This window comes from Dyella sp. OK584 (genome assembly GCF_057787755.1).
In genome coordinates this window covers 3,044,486-3,069,195 of record NZ_CM173542.1, presented here as the reverse complement: position 1 = coordinate 3,069,195, position 24,710 = coordinate 3,044,486, and the positions used below count along the sequence as shown (strand labels likewise).

Here is a 24,710-nt window from a genome sequence, read left to right as displayed (position 1 = left end):
CGAGCAATGAACGCATGGCATACGACGCGACGCCTTGGCGTGTCGCTATTGATGGCAATCGCACTGCAGGCCGGCGCCCACGCGCAGACCCCGAAGATCCAGGAGCACACCGCCAGTGCCAATGGCGTGCAGCTGCACTACCTGCAGGCTGGCCAGGGCCCCGAAGTGCCCGTGGTGCTGCTGCATGGTTATGCGGAAACCAGCCACATGTGGTTGCCGTTGATCCCCAAGCTCGCTGATCGGCGCGTGGTGATCGCGCCGGATCTCCCGGGTGCAGGCGGCTCATCGAAACCCGCGACGGGCTACGACAAGAAGACCATGGCGCAGGACATCCACGCACTGGTGCAGCAACTGGGCTATCACAAGGTAAAACTGGTGGGTCACGACATTGGCCTGATGGTGGCCTACGCCTATGCCGCGCAATATCCCGACGAGGTCGATAGCGTCGTGTTGATGGACGCCTTTCTGCCCGGCGTGGGCGACTGGGAGAAGGTATGGCTGCTGCGCGACAAATGGCACTTCAACTTCTATGGCGAAACGCCGCTCAAGCTGGTGGATGGCCGCGAGCGCATTTATTTCGAGCATTTCTGGAATGACTTCGCCGCCGATCCCAAGCACTCGATTCCGGAAGCGGATCGCGAGTACTACACCAAGGCCTATGCGCAGCCTGGTGGCATGAAGGCCGGCTTCGAGTATTTCCGCGCATTCCCGCAGGACGCCCAGGATTTTGCCGCCTTCGCCAAGAAGCCACTGACCATGCCTATGCTGGTACTGGCTGGCGAGAAGGCCTCTGGCAACTTCCTGATCGACCAGGCACGACTGGTGGACACCCAGGTGCAAGGCGTCATCGTCAAGGGCTCAGGCCATTGGCTGATGGAGGAAGCACCGTCGCAAACCATCCCCGCGCTGGTGAACTTCATCAACACGCCGGCGCCTTGAGGTACCTGAACGCCTGCGCGGAAACACCGCGCAGGCGTTCCAGGCAAATTCTGACTCAGATCAGAGCCAACCCCTCCGGGCGATTGCAAGACTGCCCACCGCTTTCGCTGCTGTCCCTTCCGGACAACCCTTCATGACCAACACTTCCGCTCCCCAACCCCGCCCGGTCGAGCCGCTGGCCATGCTGCTGGCAGCGCCGCATCGGGCCATGTTTCTGGTTGGGGCCGTGGCGCTGCTCGGCAACATGACCTGGTGGACCTGGGTTCTGTTGGCCGCATGGAAAGGATGGCCGCTGGCGCCCCAACCCATGCCGGTGGCATGGGCGCACGGGTTCCTGATGCAGTACGCCACGCTGGCACCCTTCGCACTGGGCTTCCTGCTCACGGTATTTCCACGCTGGCTGAGCCTGCCGGAGGTGCCTCGTCGCATCTACGCGGTGGTATTCGCCCTGGTACTGGGCGGCGCGATGCTGGTGCTGGCCGCGCAATGTGGCCTTCCCGCCACGCTGCCTGCTGGACTGGCCTTGATGCTGACCGGCTGGTTGATCGCCATGGCGGCGCTGGGCGGGCGGCTGTGGCAAAACCGATGCAGAGATATCTGGGCGGCTTCTTCGTTCGCCGCGCTGACCCTTGGCGCGCTTGGGCTGGCGCTCGCCTTGGCGTATGCATGCGGCGCTCCCGCTGGACTGATGCGTGCCGCCAACGTCATTGGCACCTTTGGGCTGCTGGTACCGGTCTACTTCACGGTGGCGCACCGCATGGTGCCGTTCTTCTCCAATAACGTGCTGTCGGGCTATCGCGTCGTGCGACCGCTGTGGTCGTTGTTTGGCGTGTGGGCACTCGCGCTGGCCCACCTCGCTTTCGAGCTGACTGACCACAGCCCATGGCGCTGGCTGGCCGACTTGCCGCTCACCGTGTTGCTGCTTTGGCAATGGCTGGCCTGGCAACCATGGAAGGCCTGCCGGCCCGGACTGCTGACCGTGCTCTACATTGCGCTTGCCTGGCTACCTCTCTCCTTCGGCCTGTTCACCGCCGACAGCCTCGCGCTGGGGTGGCATGGCACGAGCAGTTGGGCCCGTGCGCCGCTGCATGCCCTCACCATCGGCTTCTTCGCTTCGATGCTGGTAGGCATGGTGACGCGGGTGACGCATGGACATTCGGGCCGACCTTTGGCCATGGGCCTGGTGCCGTGGATCGCGTTCATGGGCATGCAGGCGACCGCTGTCGTGCGCGTACTGGCCGATGCCACGCGACAACCCTGGCCGCTTTACGTGTTGGCCGCTTCGTTGTGGCTGCTCGTGTTGGCGCCCTGGGTAGTTCGTTCGGCATGGATCTACCTGACGCCACGGCGTGACGGCAAGCCAGGCTGATCGGCCACATTCATACGGGAGATACGGATCATGACGCTCTTCAAACAGGCCAGCGAGGTGGGTATTGCGACACTCGTGGATCGCTTTTACGACAAGGTGCGAGCGGATGCCCAGCTCGGCCCCGTGTTCAACCAGGCCATCCATGATTGGAGCGCGCACAAGGTCATCCTTCGCGATTTCTGGTCGTCGCTCGTCCTGCGCTCGCGCCGCTACCAAGGCAACCCGATGGGTGTCCACCGTGCGCTTCCTTCGTTTCCACAGGCGCTGTTTTACCGCTGGCTTGCGATCTGGCGCGAGACCGTGCACGAGGTGTTCGAACCCGCTACAGCCGAGCTGTTCGTCGGCACGGCGGAACGCGTGGCCCAAGGACTGAGCCTTGGCATGAACCTGGGGCGCCTGTCACTGGAGCACCCATCGCGCATCGTAGGGCCGTTGCACATCGTGTCTTGATTGCTTCGACTCTGGAGTATTTCACAGTGAAGCCGTCGCCTGACTGACTCCCATTACCAACTGACCGATGGGAGCAGCGATTTCCTGAGGCATTCCGAGATTGTTCACGCCAAATCGACGTGTCTCGTGACCGCATACTCGAAGTGAGCGTCGTGATGTAGATCAGTACTTTCGTATCGGTGGCGTTCGTTACGGGAAAGCGGGATTATCGCGAACGAGTGCCGGGGCTGCGGCAACCTGCCACGCGGGTTGTAGGGGCTTTCCCTAAGGTCACCTGATCTAGATCATGGATATGCGACGTTTCACCGGGGCAACATCACGCAAGTGATCAGGGTGGATTACGTATGCCTAATACCGAGTACTACGACGACAAGGTAGTGCGCCAATTTCTGCTGGCCGCTGCCGTGTGGGGCATCATCGGCATGTCTGTAGGTGTCTATGCCGCGGCCGAGCTCATGTGGCCGGCCCTCAATTTCGATATTCCCTGGCTGACTTTCAGCCGCATCCGTCCCGATCACACCTTTGGCGTGATATTCGCCTTCGGCGGCTCGGCCCTGATGGGCACCTGCTATTACGTCGTGCAACGAACCGGGCATACACGCCTCGGTCTTCCGCGTCTGGCCGGATTGACCTTCTGGGGTTGGCAGCTGATCTGCGTGCTGGCCATGACGACCATGCCGCTGGGCCTGACCCAGAGCAAGGAATACGCCGAGCCGGAGTGGTTCGTCGACATCCTGATTGCGGTGGTATGGGTGTCCTTCGGTACCGTATTTTTCGCCACGCTTGCGAGGCGGCGCATCCGGCACATCTATGTGGCCAACTGGTACTACGGCGCGTTCATCATCGCGGTAGGCCTGCTGCACATCGTCAACAACATTGCGCTGCCGATCAGCCTGACCAAGTCGTATCCGGTCTACTCGGGCGTGGTAGATGCGATGGTGCAATGGTGGTATGGCCACAACGCCGTGGCGTTTTTTCTCACCGCCGGCTTCCTGGGCATGATGTATTACTTCGTGCCGCGCCAGGCTCAGCAACCGCTATGGAGCTATCGATTCTCCATCGTGAATTTCTGGGCGCTGATTTCGGTGTACATGTGGGCAGGCTCGCACCACCTGATGTACACCGCCCTGCCGGACTGGGTGCAGTCGGTCGGCATGGCCTTCTCGCTGATCCTGCTCATGCCGAGCTGGGGCTCGGCAGCCAATGGCTTGCTGACCTTCAACGGCTCGTGGTCGAAACTCAAGACCGATCCCGCTGCCAAATTCATGGTGCTGTCGCTGGTGTTCTACGCCGCCTCCACCTTCGAAGGCTCGATGATGGCGATCAAGACCGTGAACTCGCTGTCGCATTACACCGACTGGACCATCGCCCATGTGCATTCGGGCTCGATCGGCTGGGTGGCGATGATCACCATCGGCTCGCTCTACGCCATGGCGCCACGCGCGCTGGGTCAGCAGGCTATGTATTCACGCAAGGGCATGGAAGTCCATTTCTGGCTGCACACCATGGGCCTTCTGATGTACATCGGCTCCATGTGGACCGCCGGTGTCACCGAAGGCCTGATGTGGCGCGCCACCAACGCGGACGGCTCGCTCACGTATTCCTTCCTCGACAGCCTGATCGCCATCAAGCCGATGTACCTGATTCGCTGGATGGGTGGCTGCCTGGTGCTTTCCGGCATGGTGGTGATGGCGTGGAACCTCTGGCACACCGCTGCCGATGCGCGCGCCCGCCTGATCAAGCCGATACCCGTGCCTATTCCCGAGCCGGAACCGCGCCAGGTTCCCGCCCCGCTCCCGGCAGTCGGTTGAGGAGCGCGCCATGGCCTACAGACATTTCGAAGCCATCGAAAAGCACGCTGCACTGCTCGGCGTTCTCACTGCGGTGATGGTGTCCATCGGCGGTCTTGCCGAGATCACCCCGTTGTTCATGGAAGCGCACACGATCAAGGCGCCCGCCAATGTCAAACCATACGATCCGCTGCGGTTGGCGGGGCGCGACGTCTACGTACGTGAGGGCTGCTATCTCTGCCATTCGCAGATGATCCGCGCCCTGCGCGCCGAAACGGAACGCTACGGCCATTACTCCATCGCGGAGGAGTCGGTTTACGACCGCCCGTTCCAGTGGGGTTCGAAACGCACGGGTCCAGATCTGGCGCGCGTGGGCGGCAAATACTCCGACCAGTGGCATCAGTTGCACCTGATGAATCCGCGCCAGGTGGTGCCCGAATCCAACATGCCAGGCTATCCGTGGCTGGCAGCAACGAAGCTCGATGCCAGTGACATCCAGACCCGCATGCGCGGATTGCGCAAACTGGGTGATCCCTACACTGACGCCGACATCGCCGGCGCCCCGGACGCCGTCAACGGCAAGACCGAAATGGATGCGCTGGTTGCCTATCTGCAAGGCCTCGGCGTAAAGAACGAACCCGCCGCGGCTGTCGCCGGCAACGGCAAGCCGGCCAGTGATGGAGGCGCGCCATGAGCGAGATCTGGGGTCACCTCACGGGCGTGATCATCGTCGTCCTGATGTTCACGTTTATCTGTATCTGGGCATGGGCCTGGAGCGGCCGCCACAAGCAGGCGTTCTTGCGCATGGCGGAACTACCCATGGAAGACGAACCCGACAACGACAACGCGGCGGCGCAAACGCAAGCGCCTGCAAAGGAAGAGCAGCCATGAGCGTGTTCTGGTCGTTGTGGATCATGTTTCTGGTGGTGCTGAACCTTGGCATCACCTTGTTCCTGTTCCTGTGGGCGCCGCGCGCCAAGATTCCGGTGCAGCAGGACGGGACCAGTGGCCACGTTTGGGCGCATGGCGTACTGCGCGAAGGCGTGCACAACCTGCCCCGCTGGTGGCTGGTGATGTCGGCCGCCATGTTCGTCATCGGCTTCGCCTACCTCGCGTTGTTCCCGGGCTTTGGACGCTTCAAGGGGCTGCTTGGCTGGACGTCCCACGGCGAACTTGCAGAGAACGTCACCGCCAACGACGCCAAGCTCGGCGAACTGATGAAACGCTTTTCGCTCTATCCGATCGAGAAGCTTGCCAACGATGAGGGCGCGCAGCAGCTCGGCCAGCGACTGTTCGGGGACAACTGCGAGGCCTGCCATGGCCGCAAAGCCAAGGGCAACGTACTGCTGGGCGCGCCTGATCTCACCGATAACGACTGGCTCTACGGCGGCGATGGCAAGGCCATCTACACCTCGATACACGACGGTCGCAGCGGCGTGATGCCGCCGTGGGCTAGCCTGGGCGAAGATAATGTAAAGAATCTCACGCAGTACGTGCTGGGCCTCTCGGGTCTGCAGCACAACAAGCAACAGGCGGCCGCAGCCAAGCCTCTATTCGCTACCTGCGCCGCCTGCCACGGTCCGGACGGCAAAGGTAACCCTGCGCTGGGCGCACCCAATCTCACCGACCATGTCTGGCTGCATGGCGGCAGCCTGACCAATATCCAATCAAGCATTCACGACGGCCGACAAGGGCACATGCCCGCGTGGAGTCCGCGCCTGAGTGATGACCAGATCCGCGTGCTGTCGGCCTACGTGTATCACCTCTCCCATACCGATCATGCGAGCGACTAAAACGTCATCTGCGACCTCGCCGTGGTACCACCAGCCGGTACTGTGGCTGGGAGCGGGGGTCTTCGCAGCCTCACTGGCTGGATGCGTATGGATGATTGTGCTGGGTGCGCGCCACGCCGATGAACCCGTCGATGCGCCACATGCGGTGTTCGGTGTGCCCTCCAGCTCGCACAGCAGCCATCCGCCGTCGCCATCGCCATGACCGCCTACGATGCATGGACACATCCCCGGCTCGCAGCACAGGTGCTGCGCAGCCGACGCGATGGGCAGAGCGAGGTGGCGCTTCGCGTTGATTCGCTACAGGGTGCGCAGCAGATCCTGCGTTTGGAGCAAGCCATCTATGCACTGCCCGGCGTGCGGCGTGTCAGCGTCGATGCGCCGGCGCAGCGCGTGCGCGTCGTATGGGATCAGCAGCGCACGTCGTTGCCCGCGCTGCTGCAAACGTTTGCGTCGATGCGTTGCGTCGCCCAGCCGCTTCGCAGCGACAGCATCGACGATGCGCGCTCGCGCGAAGCGCATGACATGCTTAAGCGCCTGCTGGTGGCTGGCATGTGCGCGATGCAGGTGATGACTTATGCATTCGTGATCTATATCGGCGTGGTCGATTTTGTCGACTTCACCACGCGCGGACTGTTTCGCTGGCTGAGCCTTATATCCACGCTACCGGTGGTGCTCTACTCGGCCCATCCGTTCACCGTTGGCGCACTGAAGGAGCTGCGCGGGCGGCGGCTGGGTATCCATCTGCCGGTCGCGCTGGCGGTGTGGCTGATCTTCATTGCCAGCACGATCAGTACCCTGCGCGGTACGGGCGAGATCTATTTCGATTCGGTGAGCATGTTCGTGTTCCTGTTGCTAGCGGGCCGTTACGTCGAGCTTCGCGCGCGCCATCACAGTGTTGCGCTGGGCGATGCCGTGATCGATGGCACCCCCATGCTCGCCGAGCGCCGCCGGCCCGATGGAAGCCTCGAAACAGTTCCGGCGATCGAGCTTCTTTCGGGCGACAAGGTGCACATTGCCGAGGGCGCCACGGTACCCGCCGATGGCCTGCTCGAAAGCATGTCCGTGCAAGTGGACGAGGCGTGGCTGACTGGCGAATCCACACCGGTGACGCGATACCGTGGTGAACACCTGGTGGCCGGAAGCGTGCTATTGAGCGGGCCAGCACAACTCCGCGTCGAACACAGTGGCGACGAGACGGCTGCTGCGCGCATCGGTGCGCTCGGTGCACGCGCGCGATTGGCACGCGAGTCGGCGATGCCGCGAGCTGACGCCGAGCTTCGTCGCTTTGTCTGCCGCGTGCTGGCGTTTACCCTGGCGACCGCCGCTGGCTGGCTGCTGTTCGACCCATCGCGAGCTTTTGCTTCCGCGGTAGCCGTGCTAGTCATTGCCTGCCCGTGCGCGTTTGCCCTTACAGCTCCAAGCGCACTCACGCGCGCCCTTGGCGTATTGGCGAAACGAGGCGTACTGGTTACCGACAGCGCGGCGCTGGCTGTGCTTGATCGCGTCGATCTTGCCCTCTTCGACAAGACCGGTACGCTGACCACGCCGCAGCTCGACAAGGCTTCCATCGAAGCACGATGCGGAAAGGATGCCGCATTGCTGTTGGCCGAAGCCGCTTCGCTAGCGCGCGAAAGCTCGCATCCGGTCGCGCGCGCCGTCGCGCAGGCTGCAAGCGGGGGCCTATTCCTGCACGCCAATGCAGTACAGGTCACGCCCGGTGGTGGCGTAAGCGGCCTGGTCGAAGGCCGCCATTTGCGCGTGGGTCGTGCCGCTTTTGCGTTGCCAGACACCGAATCCACATTTGACAGTCGCCTCTGGCTGGCCGATGAGGATGGCGCGCTCGCATCCTTCTGCCTGCGCGAAGACTTGCGCAAGGATGCCTTGCTCACCATCGATACATTGCGTGAAAGCGGGATGGACATCGTGATGGCAAGCGGCGATTCACCATCGCGTGTTGCGGAGACTGCCAGCGCGCTCGGGCTGGACACATGGCATGCGCGACAGACACCAGCCGACAAGCTCGAACTACTGCAGACGGCACGAGCCAATGGCCGCATCACGTTGGCCGTAGGGGATGGCAGCAACGACGCACCTGCGCTGGCGGGCGCTGATGTTTCCGCGGCGCTGGCCACGGGTACGGAACTGGCTCAGGCGCATGCAGACCTGCTGCTGTTGCATGGCAACCTGCATGGTCTGGTTGAAGCGCGTGCCGTGGCCCGGCAGGTTCAGCAGGCGATCGCGCAAGGCAGGCGCTGGTCGTTGGGTTACAACCTTTGTGCGATTCCGTTTGCCGCTTTCGGGCTGGTGCCGCCGTGGCTCGCAGCCATCGGCATGTCGCTCAGTTCCCTGGCGGTGGTCGTTAATGCCTGGCGCATTGGACGCGACCGGGAAGCAACTCCGGTTTTGCGCGCATGAACATCCTGCTTGTACTTATCCCTGTCACGCTGTTGATCGTCGCTACCGCGATCGCGATCTTCTTTTGGGCGGTGAACCATCAGCAATTCGACGATCTGGACAGCCCCGGCGTGTTGCCGTTGATGGAGGAAGAACAAGCGCCATCAACAGCGCAAGCGGCAGCCAATGACGAGGCTGACGACCACTCCTGATAAACGGTTGGCGCAATCAGCGTGCGTGTTCCAAGACAACACTGACATGCCCAGTCCGCGACGCGGCAGGCGCCGGTCGCAAAACCAGGCCGGTATCGCTCAGCGCATCTATCTGCCGAAGCTCGACGTCACGCCCCGTAATAGCCACCCAGCCTTGTGCGCGGAAACGACTCAGTACACGACTGACAGTCTCCGGCGCCAACCGCAGATAGCTCGCAATATCACTACGCGACATGGTCAGGCGGAATCGATCTGCCGACAACCCTCGCCGTGCATGGCGCTCGCTCAAATCCACCAGGAAAGACGCCACACGCTCGTCTGCCGTGTGCTCGCCCGCAAGCAGACTGGCCATGCCAAGTTCCTTGCTAAGCAAACGGAACAGATGCTGCTGCACCACCGGCAAGGCCGAGGCAAGACTGCTCATGGCAGGAAACGAAAAGCGGCAGAACTCGGTCTTCTCCAGTGTCAACGCATCGCATGGATAGCAATCCGGATAGATGCCGTTGAGGCCGATGATCTCGCCTGGCAGATAAAAGCCGAGCACCTGTTCACGACCGTCGCGACCGTACAACGACGTCTTCACGCTGCCGGATCGCACGGCATAGATCGCGCGGAACGGCTCGTTGCGACGGAAGACGTGCTCGCCAGTCGCATGTTGATGGACATGTTCAACCAGGCAATGCAGCGCAGCCAGGTCACCCTTGCCATAGCCGCTGGACAGACACGCTTCCGAGAACGCGCAACTGCCGCAGAAGGATGGCTCGTCGCCGCATCTCTCGCTGCAACTCGTCTGCCCTTGGGTAAGGATGTTGTCAGTGGCCATGAAGTCTGATGTGCTGCCGTTGTGGCGATAAGGCGCCATTCTAGCCAGCATGACGTGGAGTGGCCGGCCTGCGGCCCCTTGTCACAGGCAGACGGGCGCACCGCCTGTGACAGAAAGCATCGAAGGCTCAAGCCACGGGAGTTGCCTGAACGTCATCACGCGAGGCTGGCGCACCTGCACGCTGCAGATGTTCCCGGCACATCTGTTCGACCAGTTCACGATGGCCAGGCAAGTCGTTCGCGGCATGCGCGGCCACTTGCTGGATCATCGCGAACTCGTGGCGCGCCTCCTCAAAACGCGGATAGGCGTGACGCATCGACTCAAGATCGGTCTTGAATTCCAACCCGTAGAGCACGTACTGCCAGCTGGCTACCTGGAACATCTCCAGGTCGCTGACAAAATCCAGACGATGCGGCGGGCGATGTTTCCATAGCGCGAGCTTGTCCTGCAGTGTTTGCGGAATGCTGGCGACATCGGCGTTGTCGATCCAGAACTGCGAATCGCGTCGCTGGCTCAGGCAGTAGTGCATCTTGATGAAATCGATAATGCGGTCGTAGCGCGCCACCATCATCTCGTTGAAGTGGCGTGCGGCGCGCTCCATGTCGTCGGTGTCGCCCGGCAACAGATGCGTGAGCAGATAGGTCGCCAGTTCGATCAGCGCAATGCCGGTGGACTCCAGCGGCTCCACAAAGCCACCTGCCAGACCGACCGCGACACAGTTCTTGCGCCAGTGTTCCGGCCGATAGCCGGTCTCGAACTTGATGTGCATGGCCTTCAGCCCTTCGCCCGCCGCGCCGAGATAGCGACGGAACACTTCCTCGGCTCGCTCGGCGTCGGTATGCCGCGAGGAATACACGTAGCCGACGCCGCGACGCTTCTGCAACCCGATGTCCCAGATCCAGCCCGCCTCCTGCGCGGTGGAAATGGTGTACGACGGGATCGGCGTATCAGGCTGCGCATAAGGCACCTGCATCGCCACGGCGCGATCGGCGAACAACACGTCGCGGCGACTGCGAAACGGCGACTGCATGACGCCACCGATCAAGGTGCCGCGCAGTCCAGTGCAGTCCACATAGAGGTCGGCAGTCAGCTCGCCCAATTCGGAGGTGATCACGCGCGCAATCGCACCGTGCTCATCGAGTTCAGTGCGCTCGACGGTCGCGACATGGCGTTTGACGCCGAGCACTTCTTGTCCGTGCTCTGCCAGCACCTTGGCAAAACAGGCAGCGTCGAAGTGGAAGGCATGGTTCATCGGCCCCTGATAGTCAGGGTCCTTCGCGCGCTTGGGGCCGCGATTGTGATCGACCAGCATGCTCTGCATGGTCACCGCATCGGCGAATGACATGCCTTCAGGCGCGGCACCCAGAAGCCAGTACGGCAGCAGCTCCGGTCCTCCGGGGCGCTGGCTTGGCAGGCTGAACGGGTGGAAGAAATGATCGCTGCCCGGCGCGGCGGGCGGCCTGACCCAATGACGATAGTGGATGCCCTGCTTGTAGGTCGCCGTGGCGCCCACCAGGAAACGCCGTTCGTCGAGGCCGATGGCGGACAAGGTTCCGCGAATCGACGGGAACGTCGCCTCACCGACACCCAGCAGGCCGATGTTGCTCGACTCCACCAGATGCACCTGCACGCCTTCGGGATCCGCGGCATTGACTGCCTTGGCGAGGTAACAGGCGGCCAGCCATCCGGCGGTACCGCCGCCGACCACCAGCACTTTCTTCATTCGCGACATGTGTGTTCCCTTCGCTGATGGCTGCGTCCGATGCTGCGCATGGCAAGATCTTGAAAGAGACCGGGTCCCCCACCGGGACCCGGCCAAACGCCATTCTGGGGAGGGATGCCCTGCCCTTCACTTGAGGGACAGGGCCGGTAGAACGGCAAACCAACCGCGACGCCCAGGTCATGGGCGTCGCGTGTGCTTCGTCAGAACCAGACGCCAAGCTGCACGCCGTAAGTGCGCGGTGCAAGGTACTGCGACACGTACTCGAACGAACCCGGCGCAACCAGGAAGCGACCTGCGCTGGTGCGCACGCGGCCGTCGGTGAAGTTCTGCACGTATGCGTTCACCCACCAGCGGTCCTGCGGCTCGGTGTAGCGCAGCGAGAGATCACCGCGGAAGTACGCATTCTGCTTGTCGCCGTCACCGAGGTTGAACGCACTCAGCCACTGGTCGGTCTGATATTGGCCACTGAAGCGCGGCGTCAGGCGGCCACCGTTGCCCAGATGGAAGTCGTGCTCGTAGATGGCCGTGAGCGAGAACGTGGGCGCATGCGGCAGGTCGTTGCCGCTGATGTCCATGCAGCTGGCGATGCCCGACTGCGGTGCGCAGGCCGGCAGGCCCTGGTAGTCGTTGCTACCGGCGTAGACCAGCGTGCCGAGTTCTTTCTTTGGGATATAGGACAGCACGAAAGTCGCGCGATCATCCTGCTGCTGATAGGCCAGCTCCGATTCGAAGCCGAGCACCTTGGTGCTGCCACTGACGTTATTGAAGCCCAGGCCGCGGTTGCCATTCGGATAGGTAATTGGCGCCGACAGCTGGAAGTCCTTGAAGTCCTCGTAGTAGAACGCGCTGTTCCACGTCATGTGGCCGTCGAGGAACGCAAACTTGGTGCCGATTTCGTAGTTGGTCAGCTTCTCGGGCTTGTACAGCGTGCCGGCGTCCTGCGTGCCGCCCGACTTGTAGCCGGTGGAGATGCTGCCGTACAGCAGGCCGTTGTCGCCGATGTCGGTATCGATGCGCCCCAGCCAGGTGACTTCGTCATCGCTGTACTTGGCGTCGTTGTAGGTCGACACGGCGAAGCCCGTTGCCGCGCTCGGGATGGTGCTCACAGCGATCGGCACCTGCGGCACCGTCGGGTCGTAATCCCAGCCCCAGCCGCGACCACCGATGTTCTTCTTCTCATCATCGGACCAACGCATGCCACCGGTCAGTCGCCAGTGGTCGGACATGTGCCAGGTCGCCTGGCCGAACAGCGCCGTCGACTCCACCGTTTCCTTCGGCTGGATGAAGGAACCCTGCCAGGACACCGATCCGTACTGCGTACCGTTCATGATCGGGATATCGAAACGGATGTCGTTGTCTTCGTAGCCGTAGTACGCGCCCACGATCCAGTCGATGGTCTGCTGCCCCATCGAGCGCAGGTCGAATTCGTGGCTGTAGCTCTTGTAGTTGGAGTAGTTGGTGCGGTCGTTCTGGTTGGCGGCGCCCGTGCTGAAACTGGTGGGCACCTGCACGCCGGAATCCTGGTCGAACTGGCTCTTGCCCGAGAAGTGGTTGTAACCCGCCACGTAGCTCAACTGCATGCCGTCGTTGATGTTCCAGTCCATGCGGCTGCGGAATGTGCCGGAGTTGCGATTCAAGTATGGCGCGGTGTCGATCAATGCCGACCAGAAATCCTGACCCTGGCGCGGCGTCTGCATCAGGCTCATGTCAGGCGTGCCGCGATCGATGAAGTACTCGTACGACAGGTTCCACTTGAACGCCTCGTTCGGCTGCCACAATGCGCTCACGCGAGCAGCGGACTGGTCCTGCGAGTTGTACTTGTCGCCACCCTGTACGTACACGCTCGGATCGATCGGGCGGAAGTTGGCCGCGGTCCCGCCGGAGGCGAGATAGGCAGCCTGCTGCGACGCCACCGACGGCAGCAGCGCACCGGGATTCTGGTAGTCCACGTAGCCGTCGTGCTGCTCGTGGACAACGGCCACGCGCATCGCGAACGTGTTGCTGATCGGCAGGTTCACCGCGGCGCGCGCGCCCATCTGGTTGTAGTTGCCCGCATCGATCTCCGCGTTTCCATAGAAGCCCGCATTGATGTCCGGCTTGGCCGTCTGAAAGCTGATCGCGCCTGCCGTTGAGTTGCGACCCCAAAGCGTGCCTTGCGGGCCGCGCAGCACTTCCACGCCGTCCATGTCCAGCAACAGGCCGGAGGCGGCCTCGGCGCGCGCCGAATACACGCCATCGACAAAGGTGGCCACTTCGGGGTCCGCGTACTCGGTTTTGGCGCTGTCGTTGCCGATGCCGCGCAATGTCAGCGTGACCACACCGTGATCACCCTGCGAGGTGCCTTGCAGACCCGGGACCAGCTTGGTCAGATCCTGCACCGTCATCACGCGCTCTTTGTCGAGCGTATCCGGCGTAATGGCGCTGACGGCCACCGGCGTCTTCTGCAACGGCGTTTCGCGCTTGGTCGCATTCACCTGGATCGCGTCCAGCTGTTTGACCTTCTTCTCCGCCGGAGCCGAGCCCTGAGTCGACGGACCCTGGGACGACGCATCCTGATCCGCTGCCAGCACTGTGCCCGGCGCGAGCACCAGCGACATAGCGATGTACAACGCCGAGTAACGCAGCTTCATTAGCTTCCCCTCTAATAAATCGTTCGGATAGTTGTATGTCACCGCCCTCGACGATGACGACGATCGTTTTAGCCCCCTATGGCCGCGCCGCCACATCAAAATGACAGCGCTGTCATAGGCAGATCATAAAACGGTTTTCCAGCAGAAGCTTGACGCATGGCAACAAGCGAACCAGGCACGTCAAAACTGTTGATACAGCTTGCTTTACGAAACATCGAAGGCCATTCGCGCCCATATTTATGATGCAGAGCAAATAGCCGTCTTGGCGTCCAATGCATGAAGACAGCGTCTCCTACAAGCTGATACTCAGACTCTTCAAGCCACCGACCACCGCCCCCGACTGCAGTGCCCTACTTGGCGCAGTCGATGACCTTGTCCACATCCGTGCCAAGCGCTGCGCGGCTGAAAACCAGCTGCGCACCCTTCCCCGCTCCCCACATAAACGGCGTGTCGATGTGATGCATGTCGGCGCCAGCCGCTCGGAAACACTTGAGCGGAACGCCGATACGTATCCATTGCCCCGGCGCAAGCTTGGCCAGCTGCGGACCGAGGGCGACATGGCCCTGGCAACTCTTGCCGCAACCCATGCCAACCCAGGCATCTTGCGTCGGCAATGCATCCACCCGGATGGTGGTTACCAGCAGCACATCACCATTGGTTTCGCGATCCAGATCCATGGGCGAACGCGCATGGATCGACAAACGTGCCAGGTCATTGCTCCATATGAAGCGACGTGCATCCTCTTGCGCCTTGTAGTCGACTGCCGTCATGCGCAAGCCGTCATCGGTAGTGCTGACGGGCGATACGTCTCCCGAAACGGACGCTTCGTCCGCACCCACCAGCGTGAAGGTATAGCCGTGCACCGCCTTGCCGCGATCGAGATAGTTGCCGATCGGAATCTGCTCGCCGGAAATTCCGGAAACCTCGGGCAGTCTCGGCACGGCGGCATGATCGGCATACGTGAGGCCGTACCCCAGCGCGAACTGCGGTTTGCCCTGCCCCTGCACTGCCGTACGCGGCCATGCAAAGGCTAGTTTGCCGTGGAAATCGTTGGCGATACGTCCATCGCGCGTACGCAGCAGCACGTCCGCCACGCCACCGCCTTCGCTGCCCGGCAGCCATGCCGCGACAAACGCATCTGCTGCATTGATCTCGCGATTCATCCACAACGGGCGTCCGCTCAGGAACACCGCCACGACCGGAATGCCTTCACCACGAAGATGACGGATCAATTCGAGGTCGTGATCATCGCCGGGGCGATACATCAGATTTGGAATGTCACCTTGGAACTCGGCGTATGGATCCTCGCCAAACACCACCACAGCAACGTCGGGCTTGCTGCTGAAACGCCCGTCGGCAGCGATTTCGACGTGACCGCCAGCCGCCTTCATCTGCTCCGCGATGCCAGCACCGATCGATTGCGCGCCCGGGAAGTTTTCGTTCCGAAGGCCCGCACCCTGCCAGGTCAACGTCCAACCGCCGCTCTGCCGAGAGATATTGTCTGCACCATCGCCCGCCACCAGGACGCGCTTGCGTGGATCGAGCGGCAGCAATCCGCCGCTGTTCTTCAGTAGTACCAGCGACTCGCGAACGGCACGTCGCGCGAGTGCGCGATGTGCCGGACTGCCAACCACTTCGGCCGACCGTAGCGCCAACGGGTTGGTGGACGGCGCGCCGGCTTCGAACAGGCCCGCGCGAAACTTGACGCGCAAAATGCGCGCCACCGCATCGTCCACACGCGCCATCGGAATGGCGCCTGACTTCACCTCACCCAACGTGTGCTCGTAGAGGCCACGCCAGCTATCGGGCGCCATCAAGATGTCGACGCCTGCATTGATGGAGGCTGGGCAATCCTCGTTGGTACAACCCGGAATCTGTCCATGTGCATTCCAGTCGCCGACCACGAAGCCCTGGAAATCCATGCGGCCCTTGAGCACATCGGTGAGCAACGCCTTGTTGCCGTGCATCTTCTGGCCATTCCAGCTGGAGAATGAGGCCATCACCGTTTGCACGCCAGCGTCGATCGCCGGTGGATAGCCCACCGCATGCACGGTGCGAAGCTCCGCTTCGCTGATCTCGGCATCGCCCTGGTCCTTGCCGTTCTTCGTGCCGCCATCGGCCAGGAAGTGCTTGGCCGAGGCGACCACATGCGAGCTGTCGAGGAACTGCGGCGTGCCCACTTTGCCCTGCAAGCCCTCGACCATGGCGACGGCATACTGCGCGACCAACCGGGGATCCTGCGAGTAGCCTTCGTACGAACGGCCCCACCGCACGTCCTGCGGCGCGGCGAGAGTAGGCGCGAATGTCCAGTTGATACCGGTGGCGCGTACTTCTTCCGCAGTGGCGGCACCGATCTCGCGCATCAACGCCGGATTGTGCGCGGCACCCAATGCCGAATTCTGGGGGAACAACGTGGCGCCGACGGTATCGTTATGCCCATGCACGGCGTCGATGCCGAACAGCAGCGGGATCGCCACGTGGCCACCACGGGTGTCCATCGAAGCTTGGTAGAACGCATCGGACAAGGCCTTCCACTGCTCGGCATTGGCGAGCAATTGGCCGTTCGGCCTGGAGTTGCCGCCGGCAAGAATCGAACCCAGTCGGTACTTGCGCACATCCTCCGGGGTCACGCTGAGGACGTCGGCCTGGATCAGTTGGCCAACCTTTTCCTCCACCGTCATCTTCGCCATCAGCGCAGTGACACGCTGTTCCAGCACGGCATCCTTCGGCAGTGGCCAGGTGGCACGCGGCCATTGCTCGGGATGTACGGAGGTGTCGACGGCAGCCATGGCACTGCCGCCCAGCAAGCTGATCAGTGTCGTGGCCAGAACAGTCGGGACGTAACGCAAACGACGGACGCACAACGGCACGGTGCTCTCCCCACAGGCGCGAAGCGGCTCCCCCTTGGAACCGAAGTCGCGTCAGACTGCCAGAAATGACAGCGCTGTCAATTTGCGACGCAACAAGCCGACCGAACCCGCCAAAACCGCGATTCGCCACGGTCTGCTCGAGCCGCCCTTGAGGCGAAACCATTGATTTATGGGAAAATGCCGCCAATTCCAGGCCATCTGGTGGCGTGGTTCTCGGTATGGGTGCAGGTGATTGACGTGATAAAGCTGGTGGGTTTTGACGGCGACGACACGCTATGGCACAGCGAAGGCTTCTATCAGTCGGCGCATGACGAGTTCGAACAGGTCATCGGCAACTACGTCGACCTGGCCAATGCGAGTCTGCGCGATCACCTGCTCGCTACCGAGCGCCGCAACATTCGTTTATTCGGATACGGTGCCAAAGGCATGACCTTGTCGATGCTGGAGGCTGCCATCGAGATCACGCAGTCGCGCATCAGCGCTGCCCATCTGCACCGAATCATCGAGATCGGCAAGCAGGTGCTGGCCCATCCGGTAGAGTTGCTGCCCGGCATTCGCGACGCGGTGGAAGCCGTTGCCGCAAAACATTGCGTGGTACTGATCACCAAGGGCGACCTGTTCCATCAGGAGCAAAAGGTAGCCAGCAGCGGCCTTGCCGACCTGTTTCACCGCATCGAGGTCGTTTCGGAGAAGGACGATCGCGCCTACCGCCGCGTGCTCACCGAGTTCGATATCGCGCCAGAGCACTTCGCCATGGTTGGCAATTCGCTGCGGTCCGACATTGCACCCGTCGTGCAATTGGGTGGCTGGGGCGTGTACATGCCTTATCACGTCACATGGGCCCACGAGGCCGATTCGGATTTCGTCGATCACGCCCTGCGCGTCGCGCAAATCGAAAGTCCGCACAACATCGCCGCCGCGATCGAGGAGCTTCAGGCCCGTGCCCCAGCGTAACCGCGACGACCTGCGCAGCTTCATCGAGGCCCACCCCCGTCTCTTCGTGTTGACCGGAGCAGGTTGCAGCACTGACTCGGGCATTCCGGACTATCGCGACACCGAAGGCGGATGGAAGCGGCCGCAGCCGGTGACCTACCAGGCCTTCATGGGCGACATCCGCACCCGCCAACGTTATTGGGCACGTAGCCTGGTGGGCTGGCGCCGATTCGGCAACGCGCAGCCCAATGCAACGCACCACGCCCTGGCGCGCCTGGAACGGCAGGGGCGCATCACGGCACTGCTTACCCAGAATGTCGATGGCCTGCATCAAGCCGCCGGGCATCGCCATGTCATCGACCTGCATGGCCGGCTGAACGAAGTGCGCTGCATGTCCTGTGCGCAAAGCCTGCCACGCCACACGTTCCAGCAGGCATTGGTGGAACGCAACCCCGCGTGGGCACTGCTGGACGCTGGCGATGCTCCTGATGGCGACGCGGATCTGGACGGCAAGGACTTCTCCAGCTTCGACATTCCGCCCTGCCCGACCTGCGGCGGCATCATGAAGCCCGATGTCGTGTTCTTTGGCGAGGGCGTGCCACGCGATCGTGTTGACGCGGCCATCACATCGCTGAACGACGCCGACGGTGTGCTCGTGGTGGGATCTTCATTGATGGTCTTTTCCGGTTATCGCTTCGTGGCGGCCGCAGCGCGCGACGGCAAACCGATAGCCGCGGTGAACCTGGGGCGGACTCGCGCCGATTCCCTTCTGAGCCTGAAAATCGAACAACCCTGCGCCGAGGCACTCTCCTTCATCGCCTAGGCAGGCACCACTCGCGCGTTGTCATAAATTGATGCAAAGTAGACAGCCCAGTCGTCTGGGAATTACCCCATGAGTGCCAGGCTGCAGCCATCGCGTGTTACAGCGGCCCATTCCAAGGCCAGGGCTGACGTTCCCTCGGCATTCGATCACATTCGCCAGGCCCTGGATGGTTATCTGGCCAAGGCGCTCGAAGCGCGCAAGCGACTGCTCCAAGAGCCATACGACCCCAAGCTGCTGCATACGTGGCGTGTCAATCTGCGCAGGGTTACTGCCACGCTGAAAGACGTGGCCAGATTCTCGGACGACGATCTGAACGATGTGCAGACCTATCTGCGCACCTGTCGCGAAGCCACCGGGCAATGCCGCGATATCGACATTCTGGCGCAGGAAACGCTGCCCGCGTTCTTCGACAATGAGGCCGGCAAGATCGTTGGCGGTGATGCCGTCCAGCATGCGCTGATGGAGCAACAGCAGCATGCCCATCAACAAGCCGTCATCACGGTGAAGAGGCACAGTCTCGCCACGCCGCTGCGAGCCTGGCACCACTGGGTGCATTCGCTTGAACCGCCGACCGACAGCATGGTTCGCACGGCGGCTGCCACGGCGATCGAGCAGCGCTACAACACGCTGAAGAAACGCACAGACCAGCTCGATGGCGGTCAGAAACGGCTGCACCGCCTGCGCAGCGCCACCAAGAAGCTGCGTTACAGCATCGAGCTGTACCAGCACGCATTTCCGAAACAGGCTTCGGCAGCATGGCTGAAACAGCTGGCGGATCTACAGACTCATCTGGGTCTTGCTCACGACCGCATGATGGGGCGCAAACTACTGGGTGCCTTTGTTACAGCGAAGGACGAGAAGGCTCCCGTAAAGCCATTCCGCCGTTGGGCCAAGCGCACTGCCTACGAAGCACAGAAAAAGGCCACGCAGACCTTGGCCAAGCTGGATCATCTGGGCCAGTACTGGCGCGAACGCACCCATTGATTCGCTTCAACGGCGGGCGCGGAAGAATTCTCGCAGCATGACCGATGATTCCTCGGCCAACAGCCCACCCTCCACCGCTACGCGGTGGTTGTGTCGGTCGGAAATCAGCGTATCGAACACGCTGCCTGCCGCGCCGGTCTTCGGATCGGTTGCCGCGTACACCACACGTCCGATGCGCGCGTGCACCAACGCCATCGAGCACATCGCGCATGGCTCCAAAGTCACGTACAACGTGGCGCCTGGCATGCGGTGATTGGATAACTTTTCACCTGCCGCACGCAGCGCCATGATTTCCGCGTGCGCACTCGGATCGTTGAGGGTGATGTTGCGGTTCCAGCCCAGGCCAATAACTTCACCTTCCTGCACCAGTACCGCACCCACCGGCACCTCGTTCTCGGCATCGCGCGCGTGTGCAGCCAACTGCAACGCGTGGCGCATATGGCCTTCGTCCTCGGGTGAAAAGGCAATGGGCGAAAGCTGGATGTCGTCGGTCATTGGATGCGGTGGTTGATGCCAAGGCTGCTTATTCTATCGCCGGACGGCTGCCCTGCCCCGCATCTGCGGCAGTGATTGCGACGACGAAGTCGAGAAACGCCCTCACTTTCGCTGACATGTGATGGCGCGAGGGATAGAGCGCATACAGTGGAAAACGCTCATCGGACCATTCGGGAAACAGCACCACGAGTCGTCCATCGGCGATCCATTCCTCCGCGCCAATGGCCATGATCTGCGCGATGCCGAATCCGGCCAGACAGGCACTGTGCATGGTGCCGCCGTCGTTGACGATCAGTCGGCCGGCCGTTTTTACCGAGAGCTTTCTGCGCCCTCGATGAAACTCCCAGGGAAAAGTGCGCCCGGTCACCGGATCGCGAAATTCGATGCACACGTGCTGACTGTCTTCCAATTCGCGCGGCAAACGCGGCTGTCCGTGTTTCCTGAGATAGGACGGTGCTGCCACGGTGAGAATCCGCGTATCCAGCAGGCGACGCGCGACCAGGCTGGAAACGGCTGGCTCACCAAATCGCACAGCCAGTTCGAATCCATCTGCGACCAGATCGCCCAGTTGATCGCGGGTGGCGATCTCTACCTGCAGATCCGGGTGGGTTTCCATGAACTCCCCCAGGCGCGGGGCAAGGATCATTCGGGAGAAGTACGGATCAACATGAACCCGCAGGCGGCCGCGCACCGCGGTCGCGCCTTGCGATGCGCCCGAGGCAGCATCCTCCAACCCGGCTAGCAGAGGCACGATCTGCGCGTGGAGCCGACGACCTTCATCGGTGAGGCTGACCGAGCGCGTCGTGCGGTCGAACAGCCGGATGCCAAGCCGCGTTTCCAGTCTTGCAATCGCGCGACTGACGCCCGGTTGGGACATATCCAGCGCCTCGCCTGCCGCCGCGAAACTGCCGCTGGCCACCACCGCGGCGAAAACGCTCATGCCATTCAAGATGCGCTCGTCAAAGGCCATGTCATTAATGCCTTTTCGTCATTTATTAAATGACATTCATGTTATCGCGAAATGTAATGGCGCGATCCAGAATGCACGCCAACGCGGTACATCGCCGCCACTTCTGGAGATTTCGACATGTTCACCGTCATGGGAATTACCGGCCAGGTAGGCGGACAGGTGGCGCGCCATCTGCGCAACGCAGGGCAGCCGGTTCGCGCAGTCGTCCGGGATATCGCCAAGGCCGGGCCCTGGATCGCCACGGGTTGCGAAGCCGCTGTCGCATCGATCGACGATGCAGCCAGCCTCGCGGCTGCCTTCAGCGGTGCGAAGGGCGTCTTCCTGATGCAACCGCCGGACTACGATCCGGCGCCCGGCTTCCCGCGCATCCACGCGATGGTCGACATCCTTCGCACTGCCATCGAAACGGCTCGTCCGGGCAAGGTGGTTTTCCTTTCGACGGTAGGTGCGCAGGCCGAAGAGTTTTCGCTGCTCAACAATTCGCGCCTGATCGAGGAGGCTCTTCGAGAGTTGTCCGTTCCCGTCGCCTTTGTGCGTGCTGCCTGGTTCATGGAAAACGCGGCATGGGACGTGGCTGCCGCCCGTAACGGCGTGATCCAGAGCTTTCTGCAGCCGCTGGACCATGCCATCCCGATGGTCGCGACTGCCGACATCGGACGAACCGTGGCAACCGTCCTGCAGGAGGACTGGAGCGGCACCCGCATCGTCGAACTGGAAGGCCCCCGCCGCTACTCAGCCCATGACGTCGGTATGGCGTTCGCTCGTGTGCTGGGCCATCCGGTGCACATGGAACCGGTGCCGAGGGAAGGCTGGGAAATGCTGTTTCGTGCACAGGGCATGCAGCATCCTGAGGCGCGCATACGCATGCTGGAAGGCTTCAACGAGGGCTGGATCGACTTCGAACAGGGGGAATCCGGCTCAATGAAGGGCACGGTCGGGCTGGACACCGTGTTGCGTGCATTGGTCGAACGTCAGCCGTAAGTGCCACACGAGGAAATCCCCATGTCTTCCACTCACGCATCCACCGCCCTGATCGTCGGCGCTTCGCGAGGCCTTGGCCTCGCCCTCGCGGCGGAATATCTGGCGCGAGGCTGGCAGGTGATCGCTACGGTGCGCAGTACCCGGCACACCCAGTTGCACGAATTTGCCGCGTCAGCGGAAGGACGGCTGGAGATCGAGACCGTAGATATCAACAAGACCGAAGAGCTGGCCGCCTTGCAGGGAAGGCTACGCGGCCGCAGGCTCGACCTGCTTTTCGTCAACGCCGGCATCGCCATCGACCCTGACAGGTCCATCGACGAGGTAAGTACCGAAGCCTTCGTGGCGATGATGGTCACCAATGCGCTGAGCCCCATGCGCGTGGTGGAAGCGCTTCAGGTGCTGGTGCCCGCTACTGGCACGATCACCATCATGTCGTCCGAGCTCGGCAGCGTGGGAGACAACCTCGAAGGCGGCTGGGAGGCCTATCGAGCGAGCAAGGCTGCCCTCAACACCTTGATGCGCAGCTTTGCCGCCCGCCATAGCAACGATCCGCGCACCTTGTTGCTCATCGCTCCCGGCTGGGTCCGCACCGACATGGGCGGACCGGATGCCGAGCTGGAAATCGAGGAAAGCATTCCCCGTGTGGTCGACGTCATCAGCGCCCAGGCCGGTCGAGGCGGCCTGAGCTATCTGGACTACCGCGGAAAAACGGTGCCGTGGTGACACTGAATAATATCGCTTAATTTCAATAAATTACGTGACATTCTTAAGAAGCATGGATCAGCGATCTATACCGCCGTCCTATTCCCATTCAATGGTTGCGGGCGGCTTGCCGCTGATGTCGTAAACGACACGAGAAACACCGCGCAACTCATTGATAATACGATTGGAAACCTTGCCAAGGAAATCGTAGGGCAAATGGGCCCAGTGCGCGGTCATGAAGTCGATGGTTTCCACGGCACGTAGTGCGATCACCCACTCGTAAGCACGAGCGTCACCCACGACGCCCACCGACTTCACCGGCAGGAACACCGCGAAAGCCTGGCTGGTCTTGTCGTACAGATCCCAGGCGCGCAGCTCTTCGATAAAGATGGCATCGGCGCGAGCCAGCAGCTCGGCGTACTCCGGCTTCACTTCGCCCAGGATGCGCACACCCAGACCCGGGCCCGGGAACGGATGGCGATAGACCATCTCACGCGGCAAGCCCAGCTCCACGCCAATGCGGCGCACTTCGTCCTTGAACAGTTCGCGCAACGGCTCGATCAGCTTGAGCTTCATGTGCTCCGGCAAGCCACCGACGTTGTGGTGACTCTTGATGACATGGGCCTTGCCGGTCTTGCTGCCGGCCGATTCGATCACGTCCGGATAAATGGTGCCCTGCGCCAGCCACTTCACATGACCCGCACCCGCCGCCGTGACCTTGGTCGACTCCTCGTCGAAGATCTCCACGAACAGGCGGCCTATGATCTTGCGCTTGGCCTCCGGATCGGCCACGCCCTCCAACGCCTTGAAGTAGCGATCGGCGGCATTGACGCGGATAACTTTCACGCCCATGTGCTCGGCCATGGTGGCCATCACCTGGTCGCCTTCCTTCCAGCGGAGCAGGCCGGTATCGACGAACACGCAAGTCAGCTGATCGCCGATGGCCTGATGCAGCAGCGCCGCCACTACGGAGGAATCCACGCCGCCAGAAAGGCCCAGCAGCACGTGATCGCCGCCGACCTGCGCACGCACGCGTGCCATCTGGTCCTCGATGATGTGCGCGGCGGTCCACAACGCCTGGCAGCCGCAAATTTCCGTGACGAAACGCTTAAGCAGCGCATTGCCCTGCTTGGTGTGCGTCACTTCCGGATGGAACTGCACGCCGTACCAGCGCTTATCCTCGTTCTCCATCACCGCCACCGGAATACGATCGGTGGTGCCGGTGATGACGAAACCCGGCGGCGCCTTTGATACGTGGTCGCCGTGGCTCATCCATACATCGAGGCGATGGTTGTCGCCGTGGTCGCTCAGCCCGGCGAACAGGCGGCTCGATGCGGTGATATCCACTTCCGCATGACCGAACTCGCGCGCGTCTGCCGCTTCAGTAGCACCGCCCAGCTGCGCTGCCAGCGTCTGCATCCCATAGCAGATACCGAGGATAGGCAGGCCCGAATCGAAGACCTGCTGCGGTGCCCTGGGGGCGCCCGGCAATGTGGTCGATTCCGGGCCACCGGACAGGATGATGCCCTTGGCACCAAACGCGGCGATCTCGGCTGGATCGTGGTCCCACGCCCAGATCTCGCAATAGACGCCGATCTCGCGCACGCGGCGCGCGATCAGCTGCGTGTACTGCGCGCCGAAGTCGAGGATAAGGATTTTGTCGCTATGGATGTCGGTCATGGAGACGGGAACCATAAGTCGGGTGAGAGGATGGCTCGTCGCCCGTCATCCCAGCGAAAGCTGGGATCCAGTGCCTTGCAAGGCGCGAAAGACGCTGGATTCCAGCGTTCGCTGGAATGACGACCGAGTCCGAGCATTCCCAGAGATTC

21 protein-coding genes are annotated in these 24,710 nt (G+C 62.1%); 14 read left to right on the top strand and 7 right to left on the bottom strand.

What is annotated here, in order from left to right:
- The first annotated feature begins 6 nt into the window (after positions 1 to 6).
- The 9 genes from AC3CBN_RS13810 to ccoS all read left to right on the top strand — a co-directional run bounded on the left by AC3CBN_RS13810 (position 7) and on the right by ccoS (position 8,947).
- Positions 7 to 939, top strand: coding sequence for an alpha/beta fold hydrolase (locus AC3CBN_RS13810; RefSeq protein ID WP_488633586.1), 933 nt, complete (start codon positions 7 to 9; stop codon positions 937 to 939).
- A gap of 133 nt (positions 940 to 1,072) precedes the next feature.
- Positions 1,073 to 2,308 (top strand): NnrS family protein, encoded by a 1,236-nt coding sequence (locus AC3CBN_RS13805; RefSeq protein ID WP_488633585.1) that lies wholly within the window; start codon positions 1,073 to 1,075, stop codon positions 2,306 to 2,308.
- Between the two features lie 30 nt (positions 2,309 to 2,338).
- Complete coding sequence (locus tag AC3CBN_RS13800; protein ID WP_488633584.1) at positions 2,339 to 2,758, top strand: group III truncated hemoglobin; 420 nt, start codon at positions 2,339 to 2,341, stop codon at positions 2,756 to 2,758.
- A 344-nt stretch (positions 2,759 to 3,102) separates the two neighbouring features.
- Entirely contained in the window at positions 3,103 to 4,569 is a 1,467-nt protein-coding gene (ccoN, locus tag AC3CBN_RS13795) for a cytochrome-c oxidase, cbb3-type subunit I (protein ID WP_488633583.1), read from the top strand.
- Positions 4,570 to 4,579: 10 nt separating this feature from the next.
- Entirely contained in the window at positions 4,580 to 5,242 is a 663-nt protein-coding gene (gene ccoO / locus AC3CBN_RS13790) for a cytochrome-c oxidase, cbb3-type subunit II (RefSeq protein WP_488633582.1), read from the top strand.
- Positions 5,239 to 5,439: a cbb3-type cytochrome oxidase subunit 3 gene (locus AC3CBN_RS13785; RefSeq protein ID WP_488633581.1), complete on the top strand. Its 201-nt coding sequence runs from the start codon at positions 5,239 to 5,241 to the stop codon at positions 5,437 to 5,439. The genes ccoO and AC3CBN_RS13785 overlap by 4 nt, the downstream gene beginning before the upstream one ends.
- Complete coding sequence (gene ccoP / locus AC3CBN_RS13780; protein ID WP_488633580.1) at positions 5,436 to 6,341, top strand: cytochrome-c oxidase, cbb3-type subunit III; 906 nt, start codon at positions 5,436 to 5,438, stop codon at positions 6,339 to 6,341. Before AC3CBN_RS13785 ends, ccoP begins: the two co-directional genes overlap by 4 nt.
- 198 nt (positions 6,342 to 6,539) lie before the next feature.
- Entirely contained in the window at positions 6,540 to 8,756 is a 2,217-nt protein-coding gene (locus tag AC3CBN_RS13775) for a heavy metal translocating P-type ATPase (protein ID WP_488633579.1), read from the top strand.
- Positions 8,753 to 8,947 (top strand): cbb3-type cytochrome oxidase assembly protein CcoS, encoded by a 195-nt coding sequence (ccoS, locus tag AC3CBN_RS13770; RefSeq protein WP_488633578.1) that lies wholly within the window; start codon positions 8,753 to 8,755, stop codon positions 8,945 to 8,947. The genes AC3CBN_RS13775 and ccoS overlap by 4 nt, the downstream gene beginning before the upstream one ends.
- A 16-nt stretch (positions 8,948 to 8,963) precedes the next feature.
- Here the strand turns inward: ccoS and AC3CBN_RS13765 are convergent, their stop codons facing one another.
- The 4 genes from AC3CBN_RS13765 to AC3CBN_RS13750 form a co-directional block, all read right to left on the bottom strand.
- Positions 8,964 to 9,770 carry a helix-turn-helix domain-containing protein gene (locus AC3CBN_RS13765; RefSeq protein WP_488633577.1) on the bottom strand — a complete coding sequence of 269 codons (807 nt, stop codon included), beginning with the start codon at positions 9,768 to 9,770 and terminating at the stop codon, positions 8,964 to 8,966.
- A gap of 127 nt (positions 9,771 to 9,897) precedes the next feature.
- Positions 9,898 to 11,502, bottom strand: a complete 1,605-nt coding sequence (locus AC3CBN_RS13760; RefSeq protein WP_488633576.1) for a tryptophan halogenase family protein — start codon at positions 11,500 to 11,502, stop codon at positions 9,898 to 9,900.
- Positions 11,503 to 11,693: 191 nt separating this feature from the next.
- Positions 11,694 to 14,123 (bottom strand): TonB-dependent receptor, encoded by a 2,430-nt coding sequence (locus tag AC3CBN_RS13755; RefSeq protein ID WP_488633575.1) that lies wholly within the window; start codon positions 14,121 to 14,123, stop codon positions 11,694 to 11,696.
- Positions 14,124 to 14,473: 350 nt separating this feature from the next.
- Positions 14,474 to 16,912 (bottom strand): glycoside hydrolase family 3 protein, encoded by a 2,439-nt coding sequence (locus AC3CBN_RS13750; RefSeq protein ID WP_488636733.1) that lies wholly within the window; start codon positions 16,910 to 16,912, stop codon positions 14,474 to 14,476.
- A gap of 258 nt (positions 16,913 to 17,170) precedes the next feature.
- Between AC3CBN_RS13750 and AC3CBN_RS13745 the strand changes: the two genes are divergently transcribed.
- The 3 genes from AC3CBN_RS13745 (at position 17,171) to AC3CBN_RS13735 (ending at position 19,733) form a co-directional block, all read left to right on the top strand.
- A complete protein-coding gene (locus AC3CBN_RS13745) occupies positions 17,171 to 17,947 on the top strand; it encodes an HAD family hydrolase (protein WP_488633574.1) in 777 nt (258 codons plus the stop codon).
- On the top strand, positions 17,934 to 18,749 hold the full coding sequence (locus AC3CBN_RS13740) for an NAD-dependent protein deacetylase (RefSeq protein ID WP_488633573.1): 816 nt from the start codon (positions 17,934 to 17,936) through the stop codon (positions 18,747 to 18,749). The genes AC3CBN_RS13745 and AC3CBN_RS13740 overlap by 14 nt, the downstream gene beginning before the upstream one ends.
- A 69-nt stretch (positions 18,750 to 18,818) precedes the next feature.
- Positions 18,819 to 19,733, top strand: coding sequence for a CHAD domain-containing protein (locus tag AC3CBN_RS13735; protein WP_488633572.1), 915 nt, complete (start codon positions 18,819 to 18,821; stop codon positions 19,731 to 19,733).
- 6 nt (positions 19,734 to 19,739) lie between these two features.
- Here AC3CBN_RS13735 and tadA read toward each other — a convergent pair whose 3' ends face one another.
- A complete protein-coding gene (gene tadA / locus AC3CBN_RS13730) occupies positions 19,740 to 20,228 on the bottom strand; it encodes a tRNA adenosine(34) deaminase TadA (protein WP_488633571.1) in 489 nt (162 codons plus the stop codon).
- Between the two features lie 28 nt (positions 20,229 to 20,256).
- Positions 20,257 to 21,168: a LysR family transcriptional regulator gene (locus AC3CBN_RS13725; protein WP_488633570.1), complete on the bottom strand. Its 912-nt coding sequence runs from the start codon at positions 21,166 to 21,168 to the stop codon at positions 20,257 to 20,259.
- Between the two features lie 147 nt (positions 21,169 to 21,315).
- Here AC3CBN_RS13725 and AC3CBN_RS13720 point away from each other — a divergent pair, with 147 nt between their 5' ends.
- Together AC3CBN_RS13720 and AC3CBN_RS13715 are read left to right on the top strand one after the other, a co-directional pair.
- The gene (locus tag AC3CBN_RS13720; protein WP_488633569.1) at positions 21,316 to 22,179 is read left to right on the top strand and encodes an NmrA family NAD(P)-binding protein; all 864 of its coding nucleotides are present in this window, start codon (positions 21,316 to 21,318) and stop codon (positions 22,177 to 22,179) included.
- A gap of 21 nt (positions 22,180 to 22,200) precedes the next feature.
- Positions 22,201 to 22,902, top strand: a complete 702-nt coding sequence (locus tag AC3CBN_RS13715; protein ID WP_488633568.1) for an SDR family NAD(P)-dependent oxidoreductase — start codon at positions 22,201 to 22,203, stop codon at positions 22,900 to 22,902.
- 78 nt (positions 22,903 to 22,980) lie between these two features.
- On the opposite strand, the gene guaA is transcribed toward AC3CBN_RS13715, so the two are convergent.
- Positions 22,981 to 24,561: a glutamine-hydrolyzing GMP synthase gene (guaA, locus tag AC3CBN_RS13710; protein ID WP_488633567.1), complete on the bottom strand. Its 1,581-nt coding sequence runs from the start codon at positions 24,559 to 24,561 to the stop codon at positions 22,981 to 22,983.
- Positions 24,562 to 24,710: the final 149 nt, after the last annotated feature.